18 protein-coding genes, 5 tRNA genes and 1 pseudogene are annotated in these 19,973 nt (G+C 66.1%); 19 read left to right on the top strand and 5 right to left on the bottom strand.

Going from position 1 to position 19,973, the window contains the following annotated elements:
• Positions 1-82: 82 nt before the first annotated feature.
• The 3 genes and pseudogenes from PHA29_RS02400 to PHA29_RS10600 form a co-directional block, all read right to left on the bottom strand.
• Positions 83-157, bottom strand: a tRNA-Thr gene (locus tag PHA29_RS02400).
• 121 nt (positions 158-278) lie between these two features.
• Positions 279-1,109 carry a hypothetical protein gene (locus PHA29_RS02395; RefSeq protein ID WP_270847896.1) on the bottom strand — a complete coding sequence of 277 codons (831 nt, stop codon included), beginning with the start codon at positions 1,107-1,109 and terminating at the stop codon, positions 279-281.
• A gap of 121 nt (positions 1,110-1,230) precedes the next feature.
• Positions 1,231-2,253, bottom strand: a pseudogene (locus tag PHA29_RS10600) (S8 family serine peptidase); the annotation flags it as partial.
• An 807-nt stretch (positions 2,254-3,060) separates the two neighbouring features.
• Here PHA29_RS10600 and PHA29_RS02385 point away from each other — a divergent pair.
• The 12 genes from PHA29_RS02385 to PHA29_RS02330 all read left to right on the top strand — a co-directional run bounded on the left by PHA29_RS02385 (position 3,061) and on the right by PHA29_RS02330 (position 9,143).
• Positions 3,061-3,145 (top strand) — tRNA-Tyr (locus PHA29_RS02385).
• A gap of 6 nt (positions 3,146-3,151) precedes the next feature.
• Positions 3,152-3,227: transfer RNA gene (locus PHA29_RS02380), tRNA-Thr, on the top strand.
• A 4-nt stretch (positions 3,228-3,231) separates the two neighbouring features.
• Positions 3,232-3,308, top strand: a tRNA-Met gene (locus PHA29_RS02375).
• 89 nt (positions 3,309-3,397) lie between these two features.
• The gene (gene tuf / locus PHA29_RS02370) at positions 3,398-4,588 is read left to right on the top strand and encodes an elongation factor Tu (protein ID WP_270404586.1); all 1,191 of its coding nucleotides are present in this window, start codon (positions 3,398-3,400) and stop codon (positions 4,586-4,588) included.
• Between the two features lie 206 nt (positions 4,589-4,794).
• The gene (rpmG, locus tag PHA29_RS02365; protein WP_270404584.1) at positions 4,795-4,944 is read left to right on the top strand and encodes a 50S ribosomal protein L33; all 150 of its coding nucleotides are present in this window, start codon (positions 4,795-4,797) and stop codon (positions 4,942-4,944) included.
• A gap of 12 nt (positions 4,945-4,956) precedes the next feature.
• A tRNA-Trp gene (locus PHA29_RS02360) sits at positions 4,957-5,032 on the top strand.
• Between the two features lie 75 nt (positions 5,033-5,107).
• A complete protein-coding gene (gene secE / locus PHA29_RS02355; protein ID WP_270404582.1) occupies positions 5,108-5,488 on the top strand; it encodes a preprotein translocase subunit SecE in 381 nt (126 codons plus the stop codon).
• 2 nt (positions 5,489-5,490) lie between these two features.
• A complete protein-coding gene (gene nusG / locus PHA29_RS02350) occupies positions 5,491-6,027 on the top strand; it encodes a transcription termination/antitermination protein NusG (protein WP_270404580.1) in 537 nt (178 codons plus the stop codon).
• Positions 6,028-6,147: 120 nt separating this feature from the next.
• Complete coding sequence (gene rplK, locus PHA29_RS02345; protein ID WP_270404578.1) at positions 6,148-6,576, top strand: 50S ribosomal protein L11; 429 nt, start codon at positions 6,148-6,150, stop codon at positions 6,574-6,576.
• A gap of 111 nt (positions 6,577-6,687) precedes the next feature.
• Positions 6,688-7,395 (top strand): 50S ribosomal protein L1, encoded by a 708-nt coding sequence (gene rplA / locus PHA29_RS02340; protein ID WP_270847892.1) that lies wholly within the window; start codon positions 6,688-6,690, stop codon positions 7,393-7,395.
• A 225-nt stretch (positions 7,396-7,620) separates the two neighbouring features.
• Positions 7,621-7,971 (top strand): PadR family transcriptional regulator, encoded by a 351-nt coding sequence (locus PHA29_RS02335; protein ID WP_270847890.1) that lies wholly within the window; start codon positions 7,621-7,623, stop codon positions 7,969-7,971.
• A complete protein-coding gene (locus tag PHA29_RS02330) occupies positions 7,968-9,143 on the top strand; it encodes a hypothetical protein (RefSeq protein WP_270847889.1) in 1,176 nt (391 codons plus the stop codon). The genes PHA29_RS02335 and PHA29_RS02330 overlap by 4 nt, the downstream gene beginning before the upstream one ends.
• A 260-nt stretch (positions 9,144-9,403) precedes the next feature.
• Here the strand turns inward: PHA29_RS02330 and PHA29_RS02325 are convergent, their stop codons facing one another.
• Positions 9,404-10,459: a threonine aldolase family protein gene (locus PHA29_RS02325; protein ID WP_270847888.1), complete on the bottom strand. Its 1,056-nt coding sequence runs from the start codon at positions 10,457-10,459 to the stop codon at positions 9,404-9,406.
• A gap of 497 nt (positions 10,460-10,956) precedes the next feature.
• On the opposite strand from PHA29_RS02325, the gene PHA29_RS02320 reads away from it, so the two are divergent.
• The 6 genes from PHA29_RS02320 to PHA29_RS02295 all read left to right on the top strand — a co-directional run bounded on the left by PHA29_RS02320 (position 10,957) and on the right by PHA29_RS02295 (position 18,360).
• Complete coding sequence (locus tag PHA29_RS02320) at positions 10,957-12,492, top strand: 2-isopropylmalate synthase (protein ID WP_270847887.1); 1,536 nt, start codon at positions 10,957-10,959, stop codon at positions 12,490-12,492.
• A gap of 233 nt (positions 12,493-12,725) precedes the next feature.
• A complete protein-coding gene (gene leuC / locus PHA29_RS02315) occupies positions 12,726-13,991 on the top strand; it encodes a 3-isopropylmalate dehydratase large subunit (protein ID WP_270847886.1) in 1,266 nt (421 codons plus the stop codon).
• A gap of 114 nt (positions 13,992-14,105) precedes the next feature.
• On the top strand, positions 14,106-14,612 hold the full coding sequence (locus PHA29_RS02310; protein WP_270847885.1) for a 3-isopropylmalate dehydratase small subunit: 507 nt from the start codon (positions 14,106-14,108) through the stop codon (positions 14,610-14,612).
• A gap of 64 nt (positions 14,613-14,676) precedes the next feature.
• On the top strand, positions 14,677-15,843 hold the full coding sequence (gene leuB / locus PHA29_RS02305; RefSeq protein WP_270847884.1) for a 3-isopropylmalate dehydrogenase: 1,167 nt from the start codon (positions 14,677-14,679) through the stop codon (positions 15,841-15,843).
• Between the two features lie 554 nt (positions 15,844-16,397).
• Positions 16,398-17,222 carry a hypothetical protein gene (locus tag PHA29_RS02300; RefSeq protein WP_270847883.1) on the top strand — a complete coding sequence of 275 codons (825 nt, stop codon included), beginning with the start codon at positions 16,398-16,400 and terminating at the stop codon, positions 17,220-17,222.
• Between the two features lie 103 nt (positions 17,223-17,325).
• A complete protein-coding gene (locus PHA29_RS02295) occupies positions 17,326-18,360 on the top strand; it encodes a DUF6591 domain-containing protein (RefSeq protein WP_270847882.1) in 1,035 nt (344 codons plus the stop codon).
• A gap of 23 nt (positions 18,361-18,383) precedes the next feature.
• Here PHA29_RS02295 and PHA29_RS02290 read toward each other — a convergent pair whose 3' ends face one another.
• The gene (locus tag PHA29_RS02290) at positions 18,384-18,590 is read right to left on the bottom strand and encodes a helix-turn-helix domain-containing protein (protein ID WP_270847880.1); all 207 of its coding nucleotides are present in this window, start codon (positions 18,588-18,590) and stop codon (positions 18,384-18,386) included.
• Positions 18,591-18,679: 89 nt separating this feature from the next.
• Between PHA29_RS02290 and PHA29_RS02285 the strand changes: the two genes are divergently transcribed.
• Positions 18,680-19,972, top strand: coding sequence for a DUF4839 domain-containing protein (locus PHA29_RS02285; protein ID WP_270847879.1), 1,293 nt, complete (start codon positions 18,680-18,682; stop codon positions 19,970-19,972).
• Position 19,973: the final 1 nt, after the last annotated feature.

Below are 19,973 nucleotides of genomic sequence, written 5' to 3'. Positions count from 1 at the left end.
CCGCGCCCGCAGCCGGGTTCGATTCCCGGCATTCAACGGGGACGGGCCCGGTTCCGCGAGGGAGCCGGGCCCGTGTCGTCCATGGAGCCAGCGACAGGAATCGAACCCGCAACCCAGTGATTACAAATCACTTGCTCTACCGTTGAGCCACGCTGGCATGCTCGGCGCAGGTCGCGCGGAGCCACTACAGGATACTGAAACCGGGCGCAGGCGGCAAGGCCCGCCGCGCCCCGCCGCCGGCCCGGGAGCGCGTCGCCTCCGAGCCGGCGGCCGGGGCCTCACCGATAGGCGTCGAGCAGCCCCGCCTCGTCGTAGACCAGCAGCTCGAGCGCGTTGACCTCGCCCGCGTCCATCGTAGATGCCGCGCCGCACAGGTCGACGACCTCGCCGCCGCCGGTCCCCGCGAGGTGCTCGGAGGGGCGCAGGGTGCACCGCAGCGCCACGGTGCCCATGGCGTCGTCGTACGCCGAGCCGACCTCCTCCAGGAAGGTGCTCCGCATCGCCTCGTCCTCGACCCCCATGCCCGCGAGCGCCCCGTCGTAGGCGTCCTGGTGGCGGGACAGCGTATCCGCCGAGACCGAGGCGCCGTCGTCCCACCGCTCGTCGAGCACCTGCCCCCATCCGGTCCAGGAGCCCGCTTCGAGCGGGGTCGACCGGACGAGCGATTCCAGGGCCTCGACGCCCTCCGCCTCCATGCAGACGATGGCGTTGTAGTGCTCGAAGCAGTTGACGCCGCCGGCGAGACGCAACGCCGACCCGTCGTAGCTGAGTCCGACCGTGCCGAACCACGTGTCGTTGAAGTTGCCGCAGTGGTCGACGAGGACCGTCGGGGCGCCGTCCCCGTCGAGCAGCGCCACGTGGACGCCCTGAATCGGGTGCTCGTCGGGCAGCCCGGGGACGACGGCCGCGAGCTCGTCGGCGAGCTCGGCCCCCTCGCCTGCGGACTCGTAGACGCTGAGGACGAGCCGCACCTCGTTCCACGCGCCGTCCTTCCGGACCGTCCAGCCGGCGCCCGGATCGAGCCGCACGGTGAGCATCTCGAGCGCTCTGTCGCCGTCGAAGTCGCGGATGTCGGCGGACAGCAGGCCGGTGAGGCGCGTCGCCTCCACGAGCGTCCAGCCCCCTCCGTAGAGGCCCGCCCTGCTCCTCGCCGCCCCGCGCGATGCCGTCCCCGCTGTGGACGAGCAGCGAGCGCACCTCCGCCGCCGTGAGCGAGGGGTCGAGCGACCACAGCAGGGCCGCGGAGCCCGTCGCCATGGGCGCCGCCGCGGAGGTGTCGCCGAAGGGGCCGTACCCGTTCACGCAGGCCGCGTAGACCCCCTTGTGGGGGCCGGGCGCGCACAGGTCGACCCACGGCTCGCCGAAGCACGAGGTCTCGCACAGGCGCCACTCGTCCCCCTGCAGGGCGACCTCCCCCTCGGTGCGTTCGCGGGCGGCGCCCACGACGAGCGTGTGCGCATGGACGTCCCCGAAGGAGATCCCCGCGACCTCCCCCTCGGGGAAGCACTCCTCGAACAGGTCCTCGTCGATGCCGGCGAAGTACCCGTTCGCGTAGGCGCCGAGCGGCGCCCCGTCGACGAGGCCGTTGCCGGCGGACTGCACGAACAGGAAATCGCGCGCCGCCCCGTCCGGGTCCGCCTGGCGCGCGTCGAGCATGAGGCAGACGATCGCCGCGAGGTAGGCCTCGGAGGTGTCGCGCGCGTGGCGGATCAGCGCCTCGCGGCGCCCGTCCTGATCCCACGCGTCGAACGTCGACGTCGGCGGTACGCCGTAGGAGCAGTTGACGGCGATGCCGCCCTGCCCCGGCATGCCTTCCTGGACGAGCGCACGCAGCACCGCGGCGTCGCCGCCCTTGCTCGCGTACTCGGCGCTGGTGTAGTCCGCACAGACCAGGGTGGGGGAGGCGCCGTCGTCGCCGGCGGCGACGCCGCGCAGGCCCTCCCCGTTGTCGAGCGCGCCGATGATCGAGGCGACGGCGGTCCCGTGGTCGGACGCCTCGTTACCCGAGTGGGAGGACAGCAGGGTGGCCGCGCCGTCGAGGTCGGGGTGGTCGAGGTCGAACCCGTCGTCTATGACGCCGACCGCCACCGGGCTGAACCGGTCGGCGTGCTCCCAGGCGCGATAGGCGCCGATGGCCTCCGCCCACCAGTTGTTGCCGGAGGGGTCGTCCTCGATGCCGCCGCCGTCGCCCCAGCCGTTGGGGTCGGCGCCCGCATCCGCTTGGCGCAGCAGCGGCCCCTCGACGAGCGCCATGATGACGCCCTCGGAGGAGGAGAGCTCCTCCGCCATGGCGGTCAGGTCGGCGAAGGGGGCGTCGCCGACATGGATCTGCACGAGGTCGACGCCCCCTTCGAGGTTGCCCACGACGGTCCCCCCGACGCGGTCGGCCAGCGCGAGGCGCTCGCGCGCGCCGACGCCGGGCTCGAGGTAGGCGATGAGGGTGTCGTCGGCGTACAGAGCGTGCTCGTCGGCGTCGTAGGCGATGTCCTCCTCCGGGAACAGGTGGGTGAACCCGCCGTCCTCCCCCACGGTGATCCGGTCGGCGAAGGCGTCGGGCACCCCGACCACCGGGGCGAAGGGGCCGAGTCCCAGCGCCCACGCCCCGACGATCGCGGCGAGCGCGATGCAGGCGCCGGCGCAGGCGCCGATGAGGAAGTGGAATCGACGGCGGCGACGGCGGCGCGGCATGAGATCCCCCTTGTATATATGATGCAGCTGACACGCGACCATTGTAGGGCGGGCGCGGGAGCGCTCCCGCGCGCAAACCGGCGGCTGGCGGTGCAAGGAGAACCGGCGGCGGAGGATGGGCGCGCCGGAGCCGGGGAGGGGTGGCCCCGTCATGGACGGCCCGGAGGGGGGCCGGCGGAGCTTGAAACCGACGCCCTCCATAACCTCACCATGCTAAAGTGCCCTCGTTTTCGCAGGTGAATGGGGTGACGTACTGGAATAGATACGCCCGGAGCCGTGGATTATAGGGTTTTCCGTTGACACAGGCGCCCGCCGCGTCGTAATATCCTTTTGCTCGCGAACGCGGCAACGCGCAAACGAGTGTGAACATATGGGAGTTTGCCCGAGTGGTTAATGGGGACGGGCTGTAAACCCGTTGGCTATGCCTACATAGGTTCGAATCCTATAGCTCCCACCAGTTCACGCCTGTATAGCTCAGTCGGTAGAGCACTTCGTTGGTAACGAAGAGGTCACCAGTTCAAGTCTGGTTGCAGGCTCCAGTAAGGCGGTGTAGCTCAGCTGGTTAGAGCACACGGTTCATACCCGTGGCGTCACTGGTTCGAATCCAGTCACCGCTACCAGGTAACACGGTGGCTTTCCTATCAACTAGGGGAGCCACTTAGGTTTAAAGGCATGTCCCGCCGGGGACGACCTTGAAGGAGGAGGCTTCATGGCCAAGGAAAAGTTCGAGCGCACTAAGCCGCATGTCAACATCGGCACCATCGGTCACGTCGACCACGGCAAGACCACGCTGACCGCTGCCATCACCAAGGTTCTCTCCGAGACCGAGGGCTGCAAGGCCGACTTCACCGCGTTCGAGAACATCGACAAGGCTCCCGAGGAGCGCGAGCGCGGCATCACCATCTCCGTCGCGCACGTCGAGTACGAGACCGAGACCCGTCACTACGCTCACGTCGACTGCCCCGGCCACGCCGACTACGTCAAGAACATGATCTCCGGTGCCGCCCAGATGGACGGCGCTATCCTGGTCATCGCCGCCACCGACGGCCCCATGGCCCAGACCCGCGAGCACATCCTGCTCGCCCGTCAGGTCGGCGTGCCCTACATCGTCGTCTTCCTGAACAAGTGCGACATGGTTGACGACGAGGAGCTCATCGACCTCGTCGAGATGGAGACCCGTGAGCTCCTCTCCGAGTACGACTTCCCCGGCGACGACATCCCCGTGATCCGCGGCTCCGCCCTCGGCGCCCTCAACGGCGACGAGAAGTGGTATGACTCCATCCGCGAGCTCATGAAGGCCGTCGACGAGTACATCCCGACCCCGGAGCGCGACAACGAGAAGCCGTTCCTGATGGCCGTCGAGGACGTCATGACCATCTCCGGCCGCGGCACCGTCGCCACCGGTCGTGTCGAGCGCGGCGAGCTCAAGCTCAACGACCCCGTCGAGATCGTCGGCATCAAGGAGACCAACTCCTCCGTCGCCACCGGCATCGAGATGTTCCGCAAGACCATGGACTTCTGCGAGGCTGGCGACAACGTCGGCATCCTGCTCCGTGGTATCAAGCGCGAGGAGATCGAGCGCGGCCAGGTTCTGTGCAAGCCCGGTTCGGTGCACCCGCACACCAAGTTCACCGGCGAGGTCTACGTCCTGACCAAGGAGGAGGGCGGCCGCCACACGCCGTTCTTCGATGGCTACCGTCCGCAGTTCTACTTCCGTACCACTGACGTGACCGGTTCCGTCAAGCTCCCCGAGGGCACCGAGATGGCCATGCCCGGTGACCACATCACCATCGAGGGCGAACTCATCCACCCGATCGCCATGGAGGAGGGCCTGCGCTTCGCTATCCGCGAGGGCGGCCACACCGTCGGCTCGGGCATCGTCAGCACCATCATCGAGTAGCTTCGGCTCTCGTCGCTGATTGATTCGCGTGACCCGGCTCCTTTCGGGGAGCCGGGTTTTTCATGTCGATGCCAGCATTTGTGCAGGTTGTGAAACGTATCTGCAGAAGACCGATCATTTGCGAAGAGGCATTGACAGGGTCTTAGACCGTTTGATAATGTGTACCACCGTGCCCGTATGGGACGGTACATGGAGGTTTCAGATACATGCGTACTCTCGTTACACTTGCCTGCACCGAGTGCAAGCGTCGCAACTACACGACGACCAAGAACAAGGCGAACATGCCTGATCGCATGGAGATCAAGAAGTATTGCCCTTGGTGCCGTCAGCACACCGTGCACAAAGAGACTCGCTAGTCTCACATACATACGCCAGTAGTTCAATTGGTAGAGCATCGGTCTCCAAAACCGAGTGTTGAGGGTTCGAGTCCTTCCTGGCGTGCCAGTCACTAATCCGTAAGCCTCCTCGCGAGGCTTACGGTTTCTAATGTACATGTGGTTCGGGCCGGAGGTAAGCATCATGGCCAACAAGAAGACCAAGAAGGGGACCAAGCAGAACGCTGCCTCCTCTCCTGCGCAGGAGGCCTCCAAGGCCTCTGCCAAGAAGGTCGACGCCAAGAAGGCCGCTCCCAAGAAGGACGCCGCCAAGAAGGCTTCCTCGGCTAAGAAGACCACGAAGAAGGATAAGAAGAACGCCAAGCCCGGGATGTTCGCCCGCGCGAAGAAGTACATCGGCTCCATCCGCACGGAGATGCGCCGCGTCGTGTGGCCCTCCAAGAAGGAGCTCGTCAACTACTCCGTCGCCGTGATCGTCTCTCTGATCGTCGTCGGCGTCGTCATCGCGGTGCTCGACGCGGTCATCGGCGAGGGCCTGGTTCTCTTCTCCGGGTTGAGGAGCTAAGCATGTCCAAGCGTTGGTATGTCGTCCACACCTACTCCGGGTACGAGAACCGCGTCAAGTCCGATCTCGAGCACCGCATCGAGACCATGGGCATGACCGACCGCATCTTCGATATCCAGATCCCCACGGAGCGCGTCACCGAGATCAAGGAAGGTGGCAAGCGCGAGACCAAGGACGCCAAGATCTTCCCGGGCTACGTGCTGGTCCGCATGGAGATGGATGACGACGCCTGGACCTGCGTGCGCAACACCCCCGGTGTCACCGGCTTCCTCGGCGCCAACGGCAAGCCCGCTCCGCTCTCCCGTGACGAGTACAACAAGATGATGCGGAAGTCCGACAAGGGCACCGCCCCCAAGCGGACCTCCGTCAGCATCGAGGTCGGTACGGCGGTCAAGGTCGTCTCCGGCCCCCTGTCCGACTTCGACGGCAAGGTGTCCGAGGTCAACGCCGAGACCGGCAAGGTCAAGGTCACCCTGCTCATCTTCGGCCGCGAGACGCCCGTCGAGCTCTCCCTCGACCAGATCGCGGTCATCGGCTAGGCTGTCCGTTCGCGCGTGCGCGCTTCGCGTCCCGGCTGCTCACCGGGATGGCGTGCTTCTAACGGGTTCGCGCTGACGATATAGGAATTGTTCACACGTACGTGTTCAGGAAGGAATGACATGGCTGAGAAGAAGGTTGCCACCGTCATCAAGCTCCAGATTCCCGCTGGCGCTGCGAACCCCGCTCCTCCCGTCGGTCCCGCCCTGGGTGCCGCTCAGGTCAACATCATGCAGTTCTGCCAGGCGTTCAACGCCGCCACGCAGGACAAGGCCGGCGACATCATCCCCGTCGAGATCACCGTCTACGAGGACCGCTCGTTCAACTTCATCTGCAAGACCCCGCCTGCGGCTCACCTGATCAAGAAGGAGCTCAAGCTCAAGAGCGGCTCCGCCGTCCCGCAGCGCGACAAGGTCGGCCAGCTCACCCAGGAGCAGCTCACCAAGATCGCCGAGATCAAGATGCCGGACCTCAACGCCAACGACATCGAGGCCGCCAAGAAGATCGTCGCCGGCACCGCCCGTTCCATGGGCGTCACCATCGCCGAGTAGGCGAAGCTCGTGTAATTCGGGCGCGTCAGGACGGCGCGCCCGTTCGTGTGCAATAGGGCACACATCGATGTGGGAGGGCCCAGGCCCGTTTGACCACAGGAGGTATGCAACATGGCCAAGCATGGAAAGAACTACAGCGCCGCCGCCCAGAAGGTCGACCGCGCGCAGCTCTACACCCCGCTCGAGGCGGTGAAGCTCGTCAAGGAGCTCGCCCCCGCCAAGTTCGACGAGACCGTCGAGGTCCACTTCCGTCTGGGCATCGACACCCGTAAGGCCGATCAGAACATCCGCGGCTCCATCTCCCTGCCCCACGGCACCGGCAAGACCGTCCGCGTCGCCGTGTTCGCCGATGGCGCCAAGGCCGATGAGGCCCGTGAGGCCGGTGCCGACGTCGTCGGTTCCGACGAGCTGATCGCCGACATCCAGAAGGGCGAGATCAACTTCGACGCCGCCATCGCCACCCCCAACATGATGGCGAAGGTCGGCCGCATCGGTAAGATCCTCGGCCCCCGCGGCCTCATGCCGAACCCCAAGCTCGGCACCGTGACCATGGATGTCGCCAAGATGGTCTCCGAGCTCAAGGCCGGCCGCGTGGAGTACCGCGCCGACCGCTACGGCATCTGCCATGTGCCGCTGGGCAAGGTGTCCTTCGATGACGAGAAGCTCATCGAGAACTACGCCGCCCTGTACACCGAGATCCTGCGCGTGAAGCCCGCTTCCGCCAAGGGCAAGTACGTCAAGAGCATCGCTCTGGCCTCCACCATGGGCCCTGGCGTCAAGGTCGATCCCTCGATCCAGCGCGACTACATGGCCGAGTAGCGAAACGCCCGCATATCCGGTGTCGCTTCCAACCCGGTTCCGCATCTGCGGAGCCGGGTTTTTTCTTGCCGTGGACCTGTGCGGAGAGATCTGCGTAACCCACCGTCCACCTCGGGATATCGACCGCTTATATCTGCCTGCAAAAGTACATCGACACACATAGTATTGTGTGATATATTGAAGCCGTACCGATGGCAACGCGAACAGGAACCAGGAGGTGACGACGTGTCGACCAGGGATGCCGTGAGCGATCTGATCAGGGGGAACATCGATGCCATCATCCTGTGCACCCTCTCGGGGGGCGACAGCTACGGGTACGAGATCCTCAAGGAGGTCGCATCGACGAGCCAGGGCGCGTACGAGATGAAGGAGCCCTCGCTCTACACGAGTCTCAAGCGGCTCGAGAAGCAGGGCTTCGTGCAGAGCTATTGGGGCGATGAGACGCAGGGTGCGCGTCGCAAGTACTACCGGATCACCGATACGGGCAAACGCGAGCTCGATGAGGCCACCGAGAGGTGGGTCCGCGTGCGGGACATCATCGACAGGCTGTTGAAGCAGAAAGGGGAGGACCGATGAACGAACTCCGTATGTATGTCGAGCACCTCTTCGAAGGCAAGGTGCTCACCGCCGATATGATCGAGCTCAAGGAGGAGATCTACGGCAACCTCGTGGCGCGCTACGAGGACTACGTGGCCGGGGGCATGGACGCGGCCGAGGCGCTCGAGAAGACGAAGGCGAGCATCACGAGCCTGGACGACGTCCTCACCGCCGACGCGGAGGACGCCCAGGGCGCCGATGGCGCTCGGGGGAGGCAGACGGGGCCCGCCGACTCCGCCGGCTCGGCGGCGGGGGAGACCGCGGGCGCGGGCGACGCCGGTGCCGCCGAGACCGTGCGCATGCCCGCTGCAGACGCCTATGCCGCCTCGACGCGCCCGGCGGGCGCTCCGGTGCCCCCTCAGGCCGCAGGCGCCCCCGCTGCGGACGCCCCGCGTGCGAGATGGCCGATCGTGGTCGGCGTACTCGCGGCGGTCGTCATCATCGGGGCCATCGGGGTCGCCGCCTTCGGCTTCGTGAGGGACTCCGCGCGAAGCTACGAGCAGGATACGACGGTCCAGGTCGACCCTCGATCCGACGGGCAGGGGGCGACGTCCTCCGGAACGGACACCGGGACCTCGATGGACGGCACGCGCTCCCAGAGCGGCGATGCGCCGGTGTTCGACGACCCGGAGGACCAGCGCGAGTACGAGGCGACCATGGCGCTGATGGATCAGATCGACGGCGGCACGGCGGAGGCGCTCCGTAGCCATGTGGGGTTGAACCTGAACGATACGGAGACGGTCCTCGGGTTGGTGCAGGGCCTGCCGCTGGGTACGTACGCCGCGAGTTTGTCGGGCGACGGGACCGGTGCGTCGCTGAGCATCGAGTACGCGGCCATCGACAGCGATATCGAGGGGGATGCGGTCGATTGCGCGCTCGCGTACGATGTCGTGGCGCTCATGTCCATCCAGCCGTCGCTCTCGAGCGTCCAGGTCACGGTGAACGATGACGATGACCATCGGGACGATATCGACCTCTACGTCTTCGAGCGCGCGACGGTCGAGAGCCTGCTCGCGAGCGCGACGGACAACGCGATCACCCAGGTGAACGACTCGCTGCTGGAGTCCGAGGACTCTTGGAACCAGGTGCGTGGGTATGTGGCGACGGAGCGGTTCTCCGATGCCCTCATGGAGCGCTCGGAGCGGAACTGACGGCTCGATAGGCTGCCCGCCCTCCCACAGCGTCGCGTGCCGGCACGCCTGTGCGGGGGACGGAGCCGCCGGCGATGAAGAAGGGCGCGGCTCCGCCCCGGGGGACCGGGGACGGGGCCGCGCCCCATGTGGCGAAGCCCTGCCGATGCCGCCGGGCCGGCGAGGTTCCCGCAGCGGCCGAGGCGGCCGACCGACCCCCGACCGACCCCCTCCCGACCGGCCGCAAGGGCCCGGCACGAGGGCGCGGCCGTCGTACGGCGTCAGGCATCCGCCTCGGCACCGAGCTCGGCGTCGAGCGCGCGCACGATATCGGCCGCCGCGAGGGCGTCGGCACGCGTGACGCCGCGGTAGAAGACGAAGCGGATGTAGCGCTTGAGCACGGGCCGGACGATGAGCCCCCGCTCGGCTGCGAGCTCGCAGTAGCGCAAGGGGTCGGGGCAGCAGGAGCTCACGTCGACGACTGCGATGTTGGTGGCGACGGCACCGACGAGGCGCGTATGCCGGAGCCCCGCGATGCGCTCGGCGAAGGCCCGGGCGTTCCCGTGATCCTCCGCGAGCCGCTCCACGTTGCGGCGCAGGGCGACGAGGCCGGGGGCCGCGATGACGCCCGCCTGGCGCATGGCGCCCCCGAGCGCCTTGCGCATGCGCCGGACCTCGAGGATCGTGTCCTGGGGTCCGCAGACGAGCGAGCCGACCGGCGCCGAGAGCCCCTTCGAGAGGCAGAACATGAGGGTGTCGACGTGCCTGCAGAGCTCCTCGGGCGCCACCTTCAGCGCGACCGCCGCGTTGAACAGGCGGGCGCCGTCCATGTGGACGGGCACGCCGGCGGCGCGGGCGAGGCGGTGGACCGATTCCAGGCGCTCGGGCGGGATCGCGGCGCCTCCCGCGTAGTTGTGCGTGTTCTCGACGCAGACGAGGCCGACGCCCCCTTCGGCGAGCCGCGCCTCGATATCGGCCAGGACGGGACGGCCCTGCGCGTCGTGGCGGTAGGTGCGTGCCCGCATGCGTCCGAAGTCGGGGTCGAACAGGTACTTCTCGCTGATGAGCAGATGCTGCTGCTCGTCGACGAGCAGGGTGGAGCCGGGCTTCACCTGGGCGAGGACGGCCGCGGTGTTCGCCATGCACCCGGAGGGCATGAGCACGGCCGCCTGCTTGCCGGTGATCCGGGCGGCGAGGTCCTCGAGCTCGTTGACCGTGGGGTCCTCCCCGCGGCCGAGCTCATGGGTGCGGTCGTCGTCCCCCAGCGGGGCGGTGAGGACGGCTTCGAGCATCTCCCGCGTGGGGGTGGTGAGCGTGTCGCTGCGCAGGTCGATCATGGGGCGCTCCTTACGGCGTCTCGGCGGGTCCGCGCCCGGGCTGTTCCGCCGGGGGCGCACACCCGATTGTCGCATGCCGCCATCCGGCCCGGTGCGGCGCCGCGCGGATGGACCGTTCGCGAAATCATCCTTGGCGGAAGCGCTTTAGTTTGCTACACTGCACTACATTGCAGTGGCGGCCGGCGGACGGCCGCATGCAACGGAAGGACGGAACGCATGGCGCAGGTTACGCACAGCACGATCGGGACGGCCGGCACGGCCGCCGCCCGCACGCTGTCCCTAACCCTAGCGCTACTAGCCGCCGATGCGCGCTAGGGTCCTTCCACCCACCGTACGGGCGATAGCCCCGAGCTTTCGAAGCACCCCACCGCGCATCTGACCGCCGCCTTGCAGGGCGTGACGCGCGACGGGGTGCTTTTCCGTTTCCGATACCGACGGCACCGCCACCTCCTGCAGGCCCGAGTGAAGACGGACGTCTCGAGCACCAGGAGGGACCCATGACCAGAAAGATCGCGATCTTCGACACGACGCTGCGCGACGGCGAGCAGTCGCCCGGCGCGAGCATGAACACCGAGGAGAAGCTCATCATCGCGCGGCAGCTCATCCGTATGAACGTGGACGTCATCGAGGCGGGGTTCCCCATCTCGAGCCCGGGCGACTTCAAGAGCGTCGCCGAGATCGGCCGCATCGCGGGGGACCGCTGCACCGTCTGCGGGCTCACCCGCGCGGTGGACAAGGACATCGAGGTCGCCGCGGAGGCGCTGAAGACCGCCAAGCGGCCCCGTATCCACACCGGCCTGGGCGTGTCCCCCTCCCATCTGCGCGATAAGCTGCACCTCACGGAGGATGAGGCGATCGAGCGCGCCGTCCATGCGGTCAAGCTGGCGCGCAACTTCGTGGACGACGTGGAGTTCTACGCGGAGGACGCCGGCCGCGCCGACCAGGACTTCCTGGTCCGCATCGTCGAGGCGGCCGTGAAGGCGGGCGCGACGGTGGTGAACATCCCGGACACCACCGGCTACAACCTGCCGTGGCACTTCGGTCAGCGCATCCGCGACCTGCGCGAGCGCGTCGACGGGATCGAGGACGTGACGATCTCCGTGCATACGCACAACGACCTCGGCATGGCGACGGCGCTGGCCCTGGAGAGCGTCCGCAACGGCGCGACGCAGATCGAGTGCACGGTCAACGGCCTGGGCGAGCGTGCGGGCAACACCTCGCTGGAAGAGGTCGTCATGGCCATCCGCATGCACGGCGAGGAGCTCGACGCCCATACCGACATCGTGACCCAGGAGCTCACGCATGCGAGCAAGCTCGTGAGCTCGATCACGGGCATCATGGTCCAGCCCAACAAGGCGATCGTCGGCGCGAACGCCTTCGCGCACTCCTCGGGCATCCATCAGGACGGCGTCCTCAAGGCGCGCGACACCTACGAGATCATCGACCCCGCCGACGTGGGCGCCGCCGGCTCGCAGATCATCCTGTCTGCCCGCTCCGGCCACGCCGCGCTGCGCCATCGCATGGCCGAGCTCGGCTACACGTTCAACGACGAGGAGTTCGAGGGCATCTACCAGTCGTTCCTCGAGGTCGCGGACAAGAAGAAGGAAGTCTACGACGAGGACCTGGAGTCCATCGTCCACGAGCGCGAGCGCGTGAGCACCGCGATCTGGACCCTGGGTTCCGTGCAGGTCTCCTGCGGCTTCCCGCTCACGCCGACCGCGACCCTCACCCTGGTGGACGAGGACGGCGGGGAGCACACCGTGGCGACCTACGGCACCGGCCCGGTGGATGCGGCCTACAAGGCGGTCGACGAGATCGTGCGCGTCGAGAACGACCTCTCCGAGTTCGCCATCAAGGCCATCACGCGCGGCATCGACGCGATGGGCGAGGTCACGGTGCGCGTGACCGCTGCGAACGGCGAGGTCTACACGGGACGCGGGAGCGACAACGACATCATCGTGTCCTCGACGAAGGCCTACATCAACGCGCTGAACCGCCTGATCTCCGAGCAGCGGGAGCAGGCCGCGGAGTAGCGGGGCCGACCGGGCTCGCGGATGTTCGCCCCTCGCCGGCCCTCGCGCCTCGCGCTGCGGGAAGGCTCGGGACGAAGCATCCGCAAGCCCCAGCGCCTGGCGGAGTGATTGAACGGATAGTGAATGCCGGCTCCGCTGATTCGCGCTGAGCGATTCCGCAGGCCGAAGGCCGAGGATCAACGAAGCGCGAACCGGCGGGGCCCTGAGAAGAGAGACGGAAAGGAACGACGGCTATGCCACGACCCATGACTGTTGCCGAGAAGATCCTGGCGGCCCATGCCGGGCTCGAGGAGGTGCGCCCGGGGCAGCTCGTCGAGTGCGACCTCGACATCGTGCTCGCCAACGACATCACCGCGCCCATCGCCATCGACGTCTTCCACGAGCTGGGAGCCGAGCGCGTCTTCGACCGCGACCGCGTCTGCCTCGTGCCGGACCACTACGCGCCCAACAAGGACATCAAGAGCGCCGAGCAGACCAAGAAGATGCGCGACTTCGCCCATGAGCAGCGGATCACCCATTACTGGGAGCAGGGCTGCGCGGGCATCGAGCACGCGCTGCTGCCCGAGACGGGCACCGTGGTGCCCGGAGACCTCATCATCGGCGCCGACTCGCACACCTGCACCTACGGCGCGCTCGGCGCGTTCTCCACGGGCGTGGGCTCCACCGACGCCGGCGTGGGCCTCGCCACGGGCCGCGCCTGGTTCAAGGTCCCGCCGACCATCCGCTTCGAGATCGACGGCGCGCTCGCCGACGGGGCGAGCGCCAAGGACATCATCCTGCACATCATCGGCCTGATCGGCGTCGACGGGGCCCTGTACCAGGCCATGGAGTTCGCCGGGTCGACCATCGGCTCCCTGTCGATGGAGGGTCGCATGACCATCTCCAACATGGCGATCGAGGCGGGCGGCAAGGCCGGCATCATGGAGGTCGACGACGTGGCGCGCGCGTGGCTGAAGGACCGCTGCCAGCGCCCCTACGTCGAGTACCACGCCGACGAGGACGCCGAGTACGCGCAGGTCATCCATATCGACGCGGCGGACATCAAGCCCTGCGTCTCCTGGCCGCACCTGCCCTCCAACACCCATCCGGTGAGCGAGTCCACGCATATCGCCGTGGACCAGGCGGTCATCGGCAGCTGCACCAACGGGCGCATCGAGGACATGCGCGCCGCGGCGGAGGTGCTCGCCGGCCGCCGGGTGAACGAGAACGTCCGCTGCATCGTCATCCCCGCGACGCAGGCGGTGTTCAAGCAGTGCATGGCGGAGGGCCTCGCCGACATCTTCATCGATGCCGGCTGCGTGTTCTCCACGCCCACCTGCGGCCCCTGCCTGGGTGGGTACATGGGCATCCTCGCCGCGGGCGAGCGCTGCGTGTCCACCACGAACCGCAACTTCGTGGGGCGCATGGGCGACCCGACCTCCGAGGTGTACCTGGCGAGCCCGGCGGTCGCGGCGGCGAGCGCCGTGGCGGGCCATATCGCCGCCCCGTCCGACCTCTAGCCCGCGGCGGGGACGCGCCCGCGCCGCGACGCGCCGCCGGACCGGCGCGCGGACGGGGCGGGCGCCGTGCCGCCGAGCACCTAGACCTGCGACCATCCAGCAAGGAGCCTAACCATGAACTTCGAGGGAACCGTCTTCCGGTACGGGCGCGACGTCGATACCGACGTCATCATCCCGGCGCGCTATCTCAACAGCTCCGACCATGCGCACCTGTCGGCGCATGCCATGGAGGACATCGACCCGACCTTCGCCGAGCGCGTCCAGCCCGGCGACATCATCGTCGCCGAGGAGAACTTCGGCTGCGGATCGTCGCGCGAGCACGCGCCGGTCGCCATCAAGGCGGCGGGCGTGTCCTGCGTCATCGCCAAGAGCTTCGCGCGCATCTTCTACCGCAACGCGATCAACGTGGGCCTGCCCATCATGGAGTGCCCCTCCGCGGTCGACGCCATCGCCGACGGCGCGCGCGTGGCGGTCGACACCGATACCGGCACGATCGCGAACCTGGATACGGGCGAGACGTTCACCGCCGAGCCCTTCCCGCCGTTCATCGCCGAGATCATCGAGGCCGGGGGGCTCGTCGAGCGCACGCGGCGCAAGCTCGCCGCCGAATCGGGGCGCTAGCCCGTACGGGCGGCGCCCCGTGGGGATACCCCGCGGGGCGGCCGACGAACCGCAAGGAGGACACATGCCATTGGACAACCCGTTCGCAGCGGGCCCGAGCTCGCTTGATTGGAGCTGCAACGTGAAGAAGACCTACCGCATCTGCTGCCTGCCCGGCGACGGGATCGGGCCGGAGATCATCGCCGAGGGGAAGAAGGTGCTCGACGCCGTCGGGCGGCGCCACGGCGTCGAGTTCGCCTGCGAGGACGCCCTGATCGGCGGCTGCGCGATCGACGCGACCGGCGACCCCCTGCCCGACGAGACGCTCGACGCGGCCCGCGCCGCGGACGCCGTGCTGCTCGCCGCGGTGGGCGGCCCGAAGTGGGACACCACCGATCCCGCCGCCCCGCGCCCGGAGCAGGGGCTGCTCAAGATCCGCAAGGAGCTGGGGCTCTACACCAACCTCCGCCCGGTGCAGATCTTCTCGGCGCTCGCCGGGGCGTCGACCCTGCGCCCGGAGATCGTCGACGGCGTGGACATGATAATCGTGCGCGAGCTCACGGGCGGCCTGTACTTCGGCCGCCGCGAGCGCTTCTACGACGAGGCGGGCGCGGGCGCGGACGGCGCGCCCGGGCAGCGCGCGTACGACACGCTCGAATACCGCGAGTACGAGGTCGAGCGCATCGCGCGCCAGGCGTTCGAGGCGGCGCGCCGGCGCCGGGGCAAGGTGTCGAGCGTGGACAAGGCCAACGTGCTGGAGACGAGCCGCATGTGGCGCGAGGTCGTCCACCGCGTGCACGACGCCGACTATGCGGACGTGGAGCTCGAGGACGTGCTCGTGGACAACGCCGCCATGCAGCTCATCAACCGCCCTGCGGACTTCGACGTCGTGGTGACCGAGAACATGTTCGGCGACATCCTCTCCGACGAGGCGGCTCAGATCACCGGCTCGCTCGGCATGCTCGCGAGCGCGAGCCTGGGCGACGGCGTCGCGCTGTACGAGCCGAGCCACGGCAGCGCGCCGGATATCGCCGGGCAGGGGATCGCCAACCCGCTCGCGCAGATCCTCTCCGTCGAGATGATGCTGCGCTACAGCCTCGACATGGGCGAGGCGGCCGACGAGGTGCGCGCCGCGGTGACCGCGGTGCTCGACGCCGGCCTGCGCACGCGCGACATCGCGGACGGGTCGACGCCCGCGGAGCACGTGCTCGGCACCGCCGCCATGGGAGATGCGGTGGTGGCACGGCTGTAGCCGGTCGTGCGGCGAAGAGCCGCATCGGGACAGATCGCTCGGAGACGGGGTCTCGCACACGGTGCGGGGCCCCGTTTTTTCGTCGGGGCGCGGCGGCCCTGCCGTGCGCGCCGGCCTTCCGTAACGGCACGGCATCCCGGCTGCGAGCGCCGGTTTCCCGACGCGGTACGGCGCCCTGCTCGTGCGCGCCGGCCTCCCGACGCGGTACGGCGTCCCGCTCATGTGCGCCGGCCTCCCGTTCGCCGGGCGGTCGGCGAAAAGGGGCCCGAATTCAGTTGGCAGCTGAGGAAACGAAGCGCCCGGCTCGCGAAAATCGCAAGCGTTCTTCTGGAAGGGCTCGCCGAGAGGGCGGTGCCGAGGATCTCCAGAAAGGAGGAGCGATGGAACGGGAGCGGGATCTGCTTCGCGCGGGGACGCGGCGCCTCCGGGCGCGGCCGGCCGCGGCGCCATCCCTCATCGGTGCGGTCGGGGGATCTCCCGCCGCCCTTGCCGCCCGGAAACCGGGCGGTACAGCATGGGGTGCGGGGGAGGTGCCTATGTGGAAACGGTCGCAGGTGGAACAGCTCACGGGACTCACACGTCATACGATCCAGGATCTGTGCAATCCCAACACGGCGGGGGACGGCCTGGGGTTTTGGAGGCCGGCGGTGTCCAAGCCGGGCTACTCGCGCTTCGATGAGGGCGACCTGCTGGCGTTCTACCTCGTACGGCAGCTCACCAAGGCGGGCTTTACGCTCAGGGAGGTCGAGCCCGCCGTGTTCGATCTGCTCGAGGATGACGGATCATTCGGTCGTGCGCTACTTCGCAAGGCGACGACGTTGCGCCGGCGCCGGGCAGAAATCGATGACAGGCTGGCAACGCTCGAGTATCTGGAGGTCGTGGTGGAAGCACCGGTCGATGATCGCCTTTATGTTGCGATGGAGGCCGCTTTGATGCAGAGCGCAGAGCGCGCGGTGCGAGCTTCCGTACTTGAGCTGCATGCTAAGGAGGAAGATGGGGAGTCCGTGCGCCGTGGCCTGCAAGGTCTGGTCGTCGCGCTTCTCGGCGTGCTCCGTGGAGACGATGCCCCTTCTGCAGTGAGGGAGCACGGCATCGAGTCGCTCGTAAACGGTTGGGCCAGTTCGCTTGCCGGGTTGCTTGGGGACAATTCGGAGTCCGATTCCGTTGAGGCGAAGTTGCTGGCATTGGATATCGCACATGCGATTGCAGACGAAGACGCCAACGATACTCAGGTAGATCTTGCGATTCGAGCCCTCGCGGCATTTCTCGGCGAGTCTGAGAACGGCGTTCCCGTCGAGTTGGTTTTCGGTATGGGCTCATTTGAGTTTCTCGCTCGGGCAGTGCTTGCCTGCACGAGCGGTTCGGATGGGCGAACGTGACGATAGGAGGGCGGTGAAAGGTGGGGTTTCCCGGAAAGCTGGGAAATGTCTCGACAAGGACTATTCGGAATTCGACGTTCCGCTCGAAAAAAGGAGTTGCGATATGAGCGAACAGAACGGTAAGGGCCTATCGAAGAAGTTCGTTGCCGGCATCGTTGTGCTGGCAGTGGTGCTGTTTTTTGTGATAAGGCAAATGGCGTGCAGCGCTTTGGGCACGGGGAAGGCCTGGCCGACAACCGGGCTCGCGGAGAAACTGCCTGAACCGCCAGGCAGAATCGAGTCGATCGATATGAATGAGAAGCAGTTGAGGGCGAGTATCGACCGATGCTCCGACGCCGAATACAAGGCCTACATAGAGTCATGCAAGGATATGGGCTTCACCATTGATGCGGAGGGAAGCACGGAGGACTTCTATCGAGCGTATTCCAAGGAAGGGTATCTCCTCGATTTGTCCTCCTACAGTTCAGGTGAGGACTTCACGATAACGCTGGACGCGCCTCTTGAATTCAGTGAGATCGCCTGGCCCACGAGCGGAGCGGGATCACTCGTTCCTGCTCCGCAGTCTGCAAAGGGAATCATAGATTCGGATAGTTCGACGTTCTTCTTCGCCTACGTTGGGGGAACGAGTCCCGATGCATTTGCGCAATATGTAGACGCCTGTTCCCAGGCTGGCTTTAATGTGGATTACAACCGCGGCGATACGTTCTATCAAGCTGATAACGCCAACGGGGTGAGCCTGAGCCTGGACTATAGGGGCTACAACACCATGACTGTGCGCGTGGATGCCTCCAATGCAGGGGCGGCTAACGATACCCCCGTCGGACAGGAAGCCGAGGTTGAGACCGACGCTGATGCGGGCGCGCCAACAAGTTCAGAATCGGTGTCTCCCGATTTCAAAGCAACAATGGACGAGTATGAGGCATTCTTTGACCAATACGTCGAATTCATGAACGCGTACAACGCTGACTCCAGTTCGCCCGAGCTGCTCGCTCGGTATGCGGACATGATGTCTCAGTACTCAGATATGATGAACTCGCTCGATAAGATCGACGAAGAGAGTCTCTCACCGGCGGATTATGCGTATTACACCGAGGTGATGGCCCGGATTTCGGCAAAGCTCGCCGAGGTCGCCCAGTAGCAAAGGTGCGATTCGGGTGGCATCTAGAACTCGATGAGCTCGCGCACCTGCGTGTCGAGCGCATGCGCGATGCAGATGAGGACGTCGACCCCGACATCGGCCGCTCCCGTCTCGATCTTCCAGAGATAGGAGCGGCTGATGCCCGTCATCAGGGCGAGCTGCCGCTGCGAGATGCCCTGCTCGCCTCGGAGCTCCCGGATGCGGGATCCCAGCTTCCTCTTTTCGCGCACGTTATCCATGCTTCGAGCATACGTGCGGTATAGTTTGAAATGGCTCTCTATAGAGAGCATGTCGGGGCTAGCGCACGGAGGAGAGCGGCATGAGCAGTGATGTTTGTGCTCATAAGGTTGTGAGAAGCGTATTGGCTGCTGTACTGGGCTGCTTGTTTGCTTTCTCGGTAATGGGGTGCAGCGAGAGCGCTGGAGTCGTATCCGGGGCGGCGGATACGACCGATGCGTCGGGAAAGGGGGGACGGAGCGTCTCCCTGATAGTCGAGTGCGAAGAGAACCTCTTTCTCAGTAGGTATGACCTTGATCTTTATGTGGATGATGAGCTTCGAGGGTCACTCGATCATGGGGCCACCGAAGAATTCGTCTTAGAGCTTGATGAGGGGGAGCATTCGCTTCGCGTTGCCGAGAAGGGCGATGAGAGCGTGGACGGAAACGTCCGGTTTGCCGTAAACGGCGAAGTTGCGCTGAAATACAAGGTGAAGTGTACCGCTCAGCAAGTTGAAATCGAGGCCATCGACACCATATGTCCTCCAACCTCCTCAGACGAGATGCAGTCGTACTATCACGATGAGCTCCATCGCGCTTTCAAGGATGCCGGCTTCACCAATATCAGAGAGGTGGAGCAGCGAGATCTGAGTATCGGCCAACGCGAGCGAAACTGGCGTGTCGGCTCTGTAACGATTGCCGAAGTTGACGGCTTTAGCAGTGACGATGCATTCTTCAGCGACGATGAGGTTGTTATCACCTATCACGTTCTTTCCGACCTCAATGCCCCGGCTGCGTCTTCAGCACTTGAGGGGATGAACTATTCAGAAGTCGTCGCTTTGTTCGAAAAGGCCGGATTCATCAATGTGACGACGGCGGCCACGAGTGCATCCGGTGCCAGGGATACCGTGTCGCAGGTGCGAATAGGAGGATTGTTCGGGGATAGCGATTTCTCGGCAGATGATACCTTCGCTTTTGATGCCGGGGTAAAGATAACATATTATTCGGGCGGCACCGGTGAGCGCGACGCGTCGGATGCAGAGCCCGTTCCTGAAGCGGACTTGAATAAGCTACTCAATCAGAATGACGCAGATGCCAGTTGGTTCAGCTCGGCATATAAGGGGAGGACCATCACATTTAATGGATGGGTCGGTAGCCTTCAGCACCACGAAGATTATGACACGCGTTGGGATGTGCTGATATTGAAGGGCGATCGTGGAAGCGCGTCTGGTGATTTGAACTTCCGCCTTACCGACGTCTCATTTGGCGATATGAACGTGGTGAATGGCGATGCATTGCACGAGGGGGACAACATCACCATCACGGCTGAGGTCGGCGATTACAACGCGACCGCTGGATGGCTTGAACTCGATCCGGTTTCAATCTCATTACGATAGG

This window comes from Candidatus Collinsella stercoripullorum (assembly GCF_027669965.1).
Taxonomy (GTDB): domain Bacteria; phylum Actinomycetota; class Coriobacteriia; order Coriobacteriales; family Coriobacteriaceae; genus Collinsella; species Collinsella stercoripullorum.
This window is presented reverse-complemented; position numbering and strand designations above follow the sequence as displayed.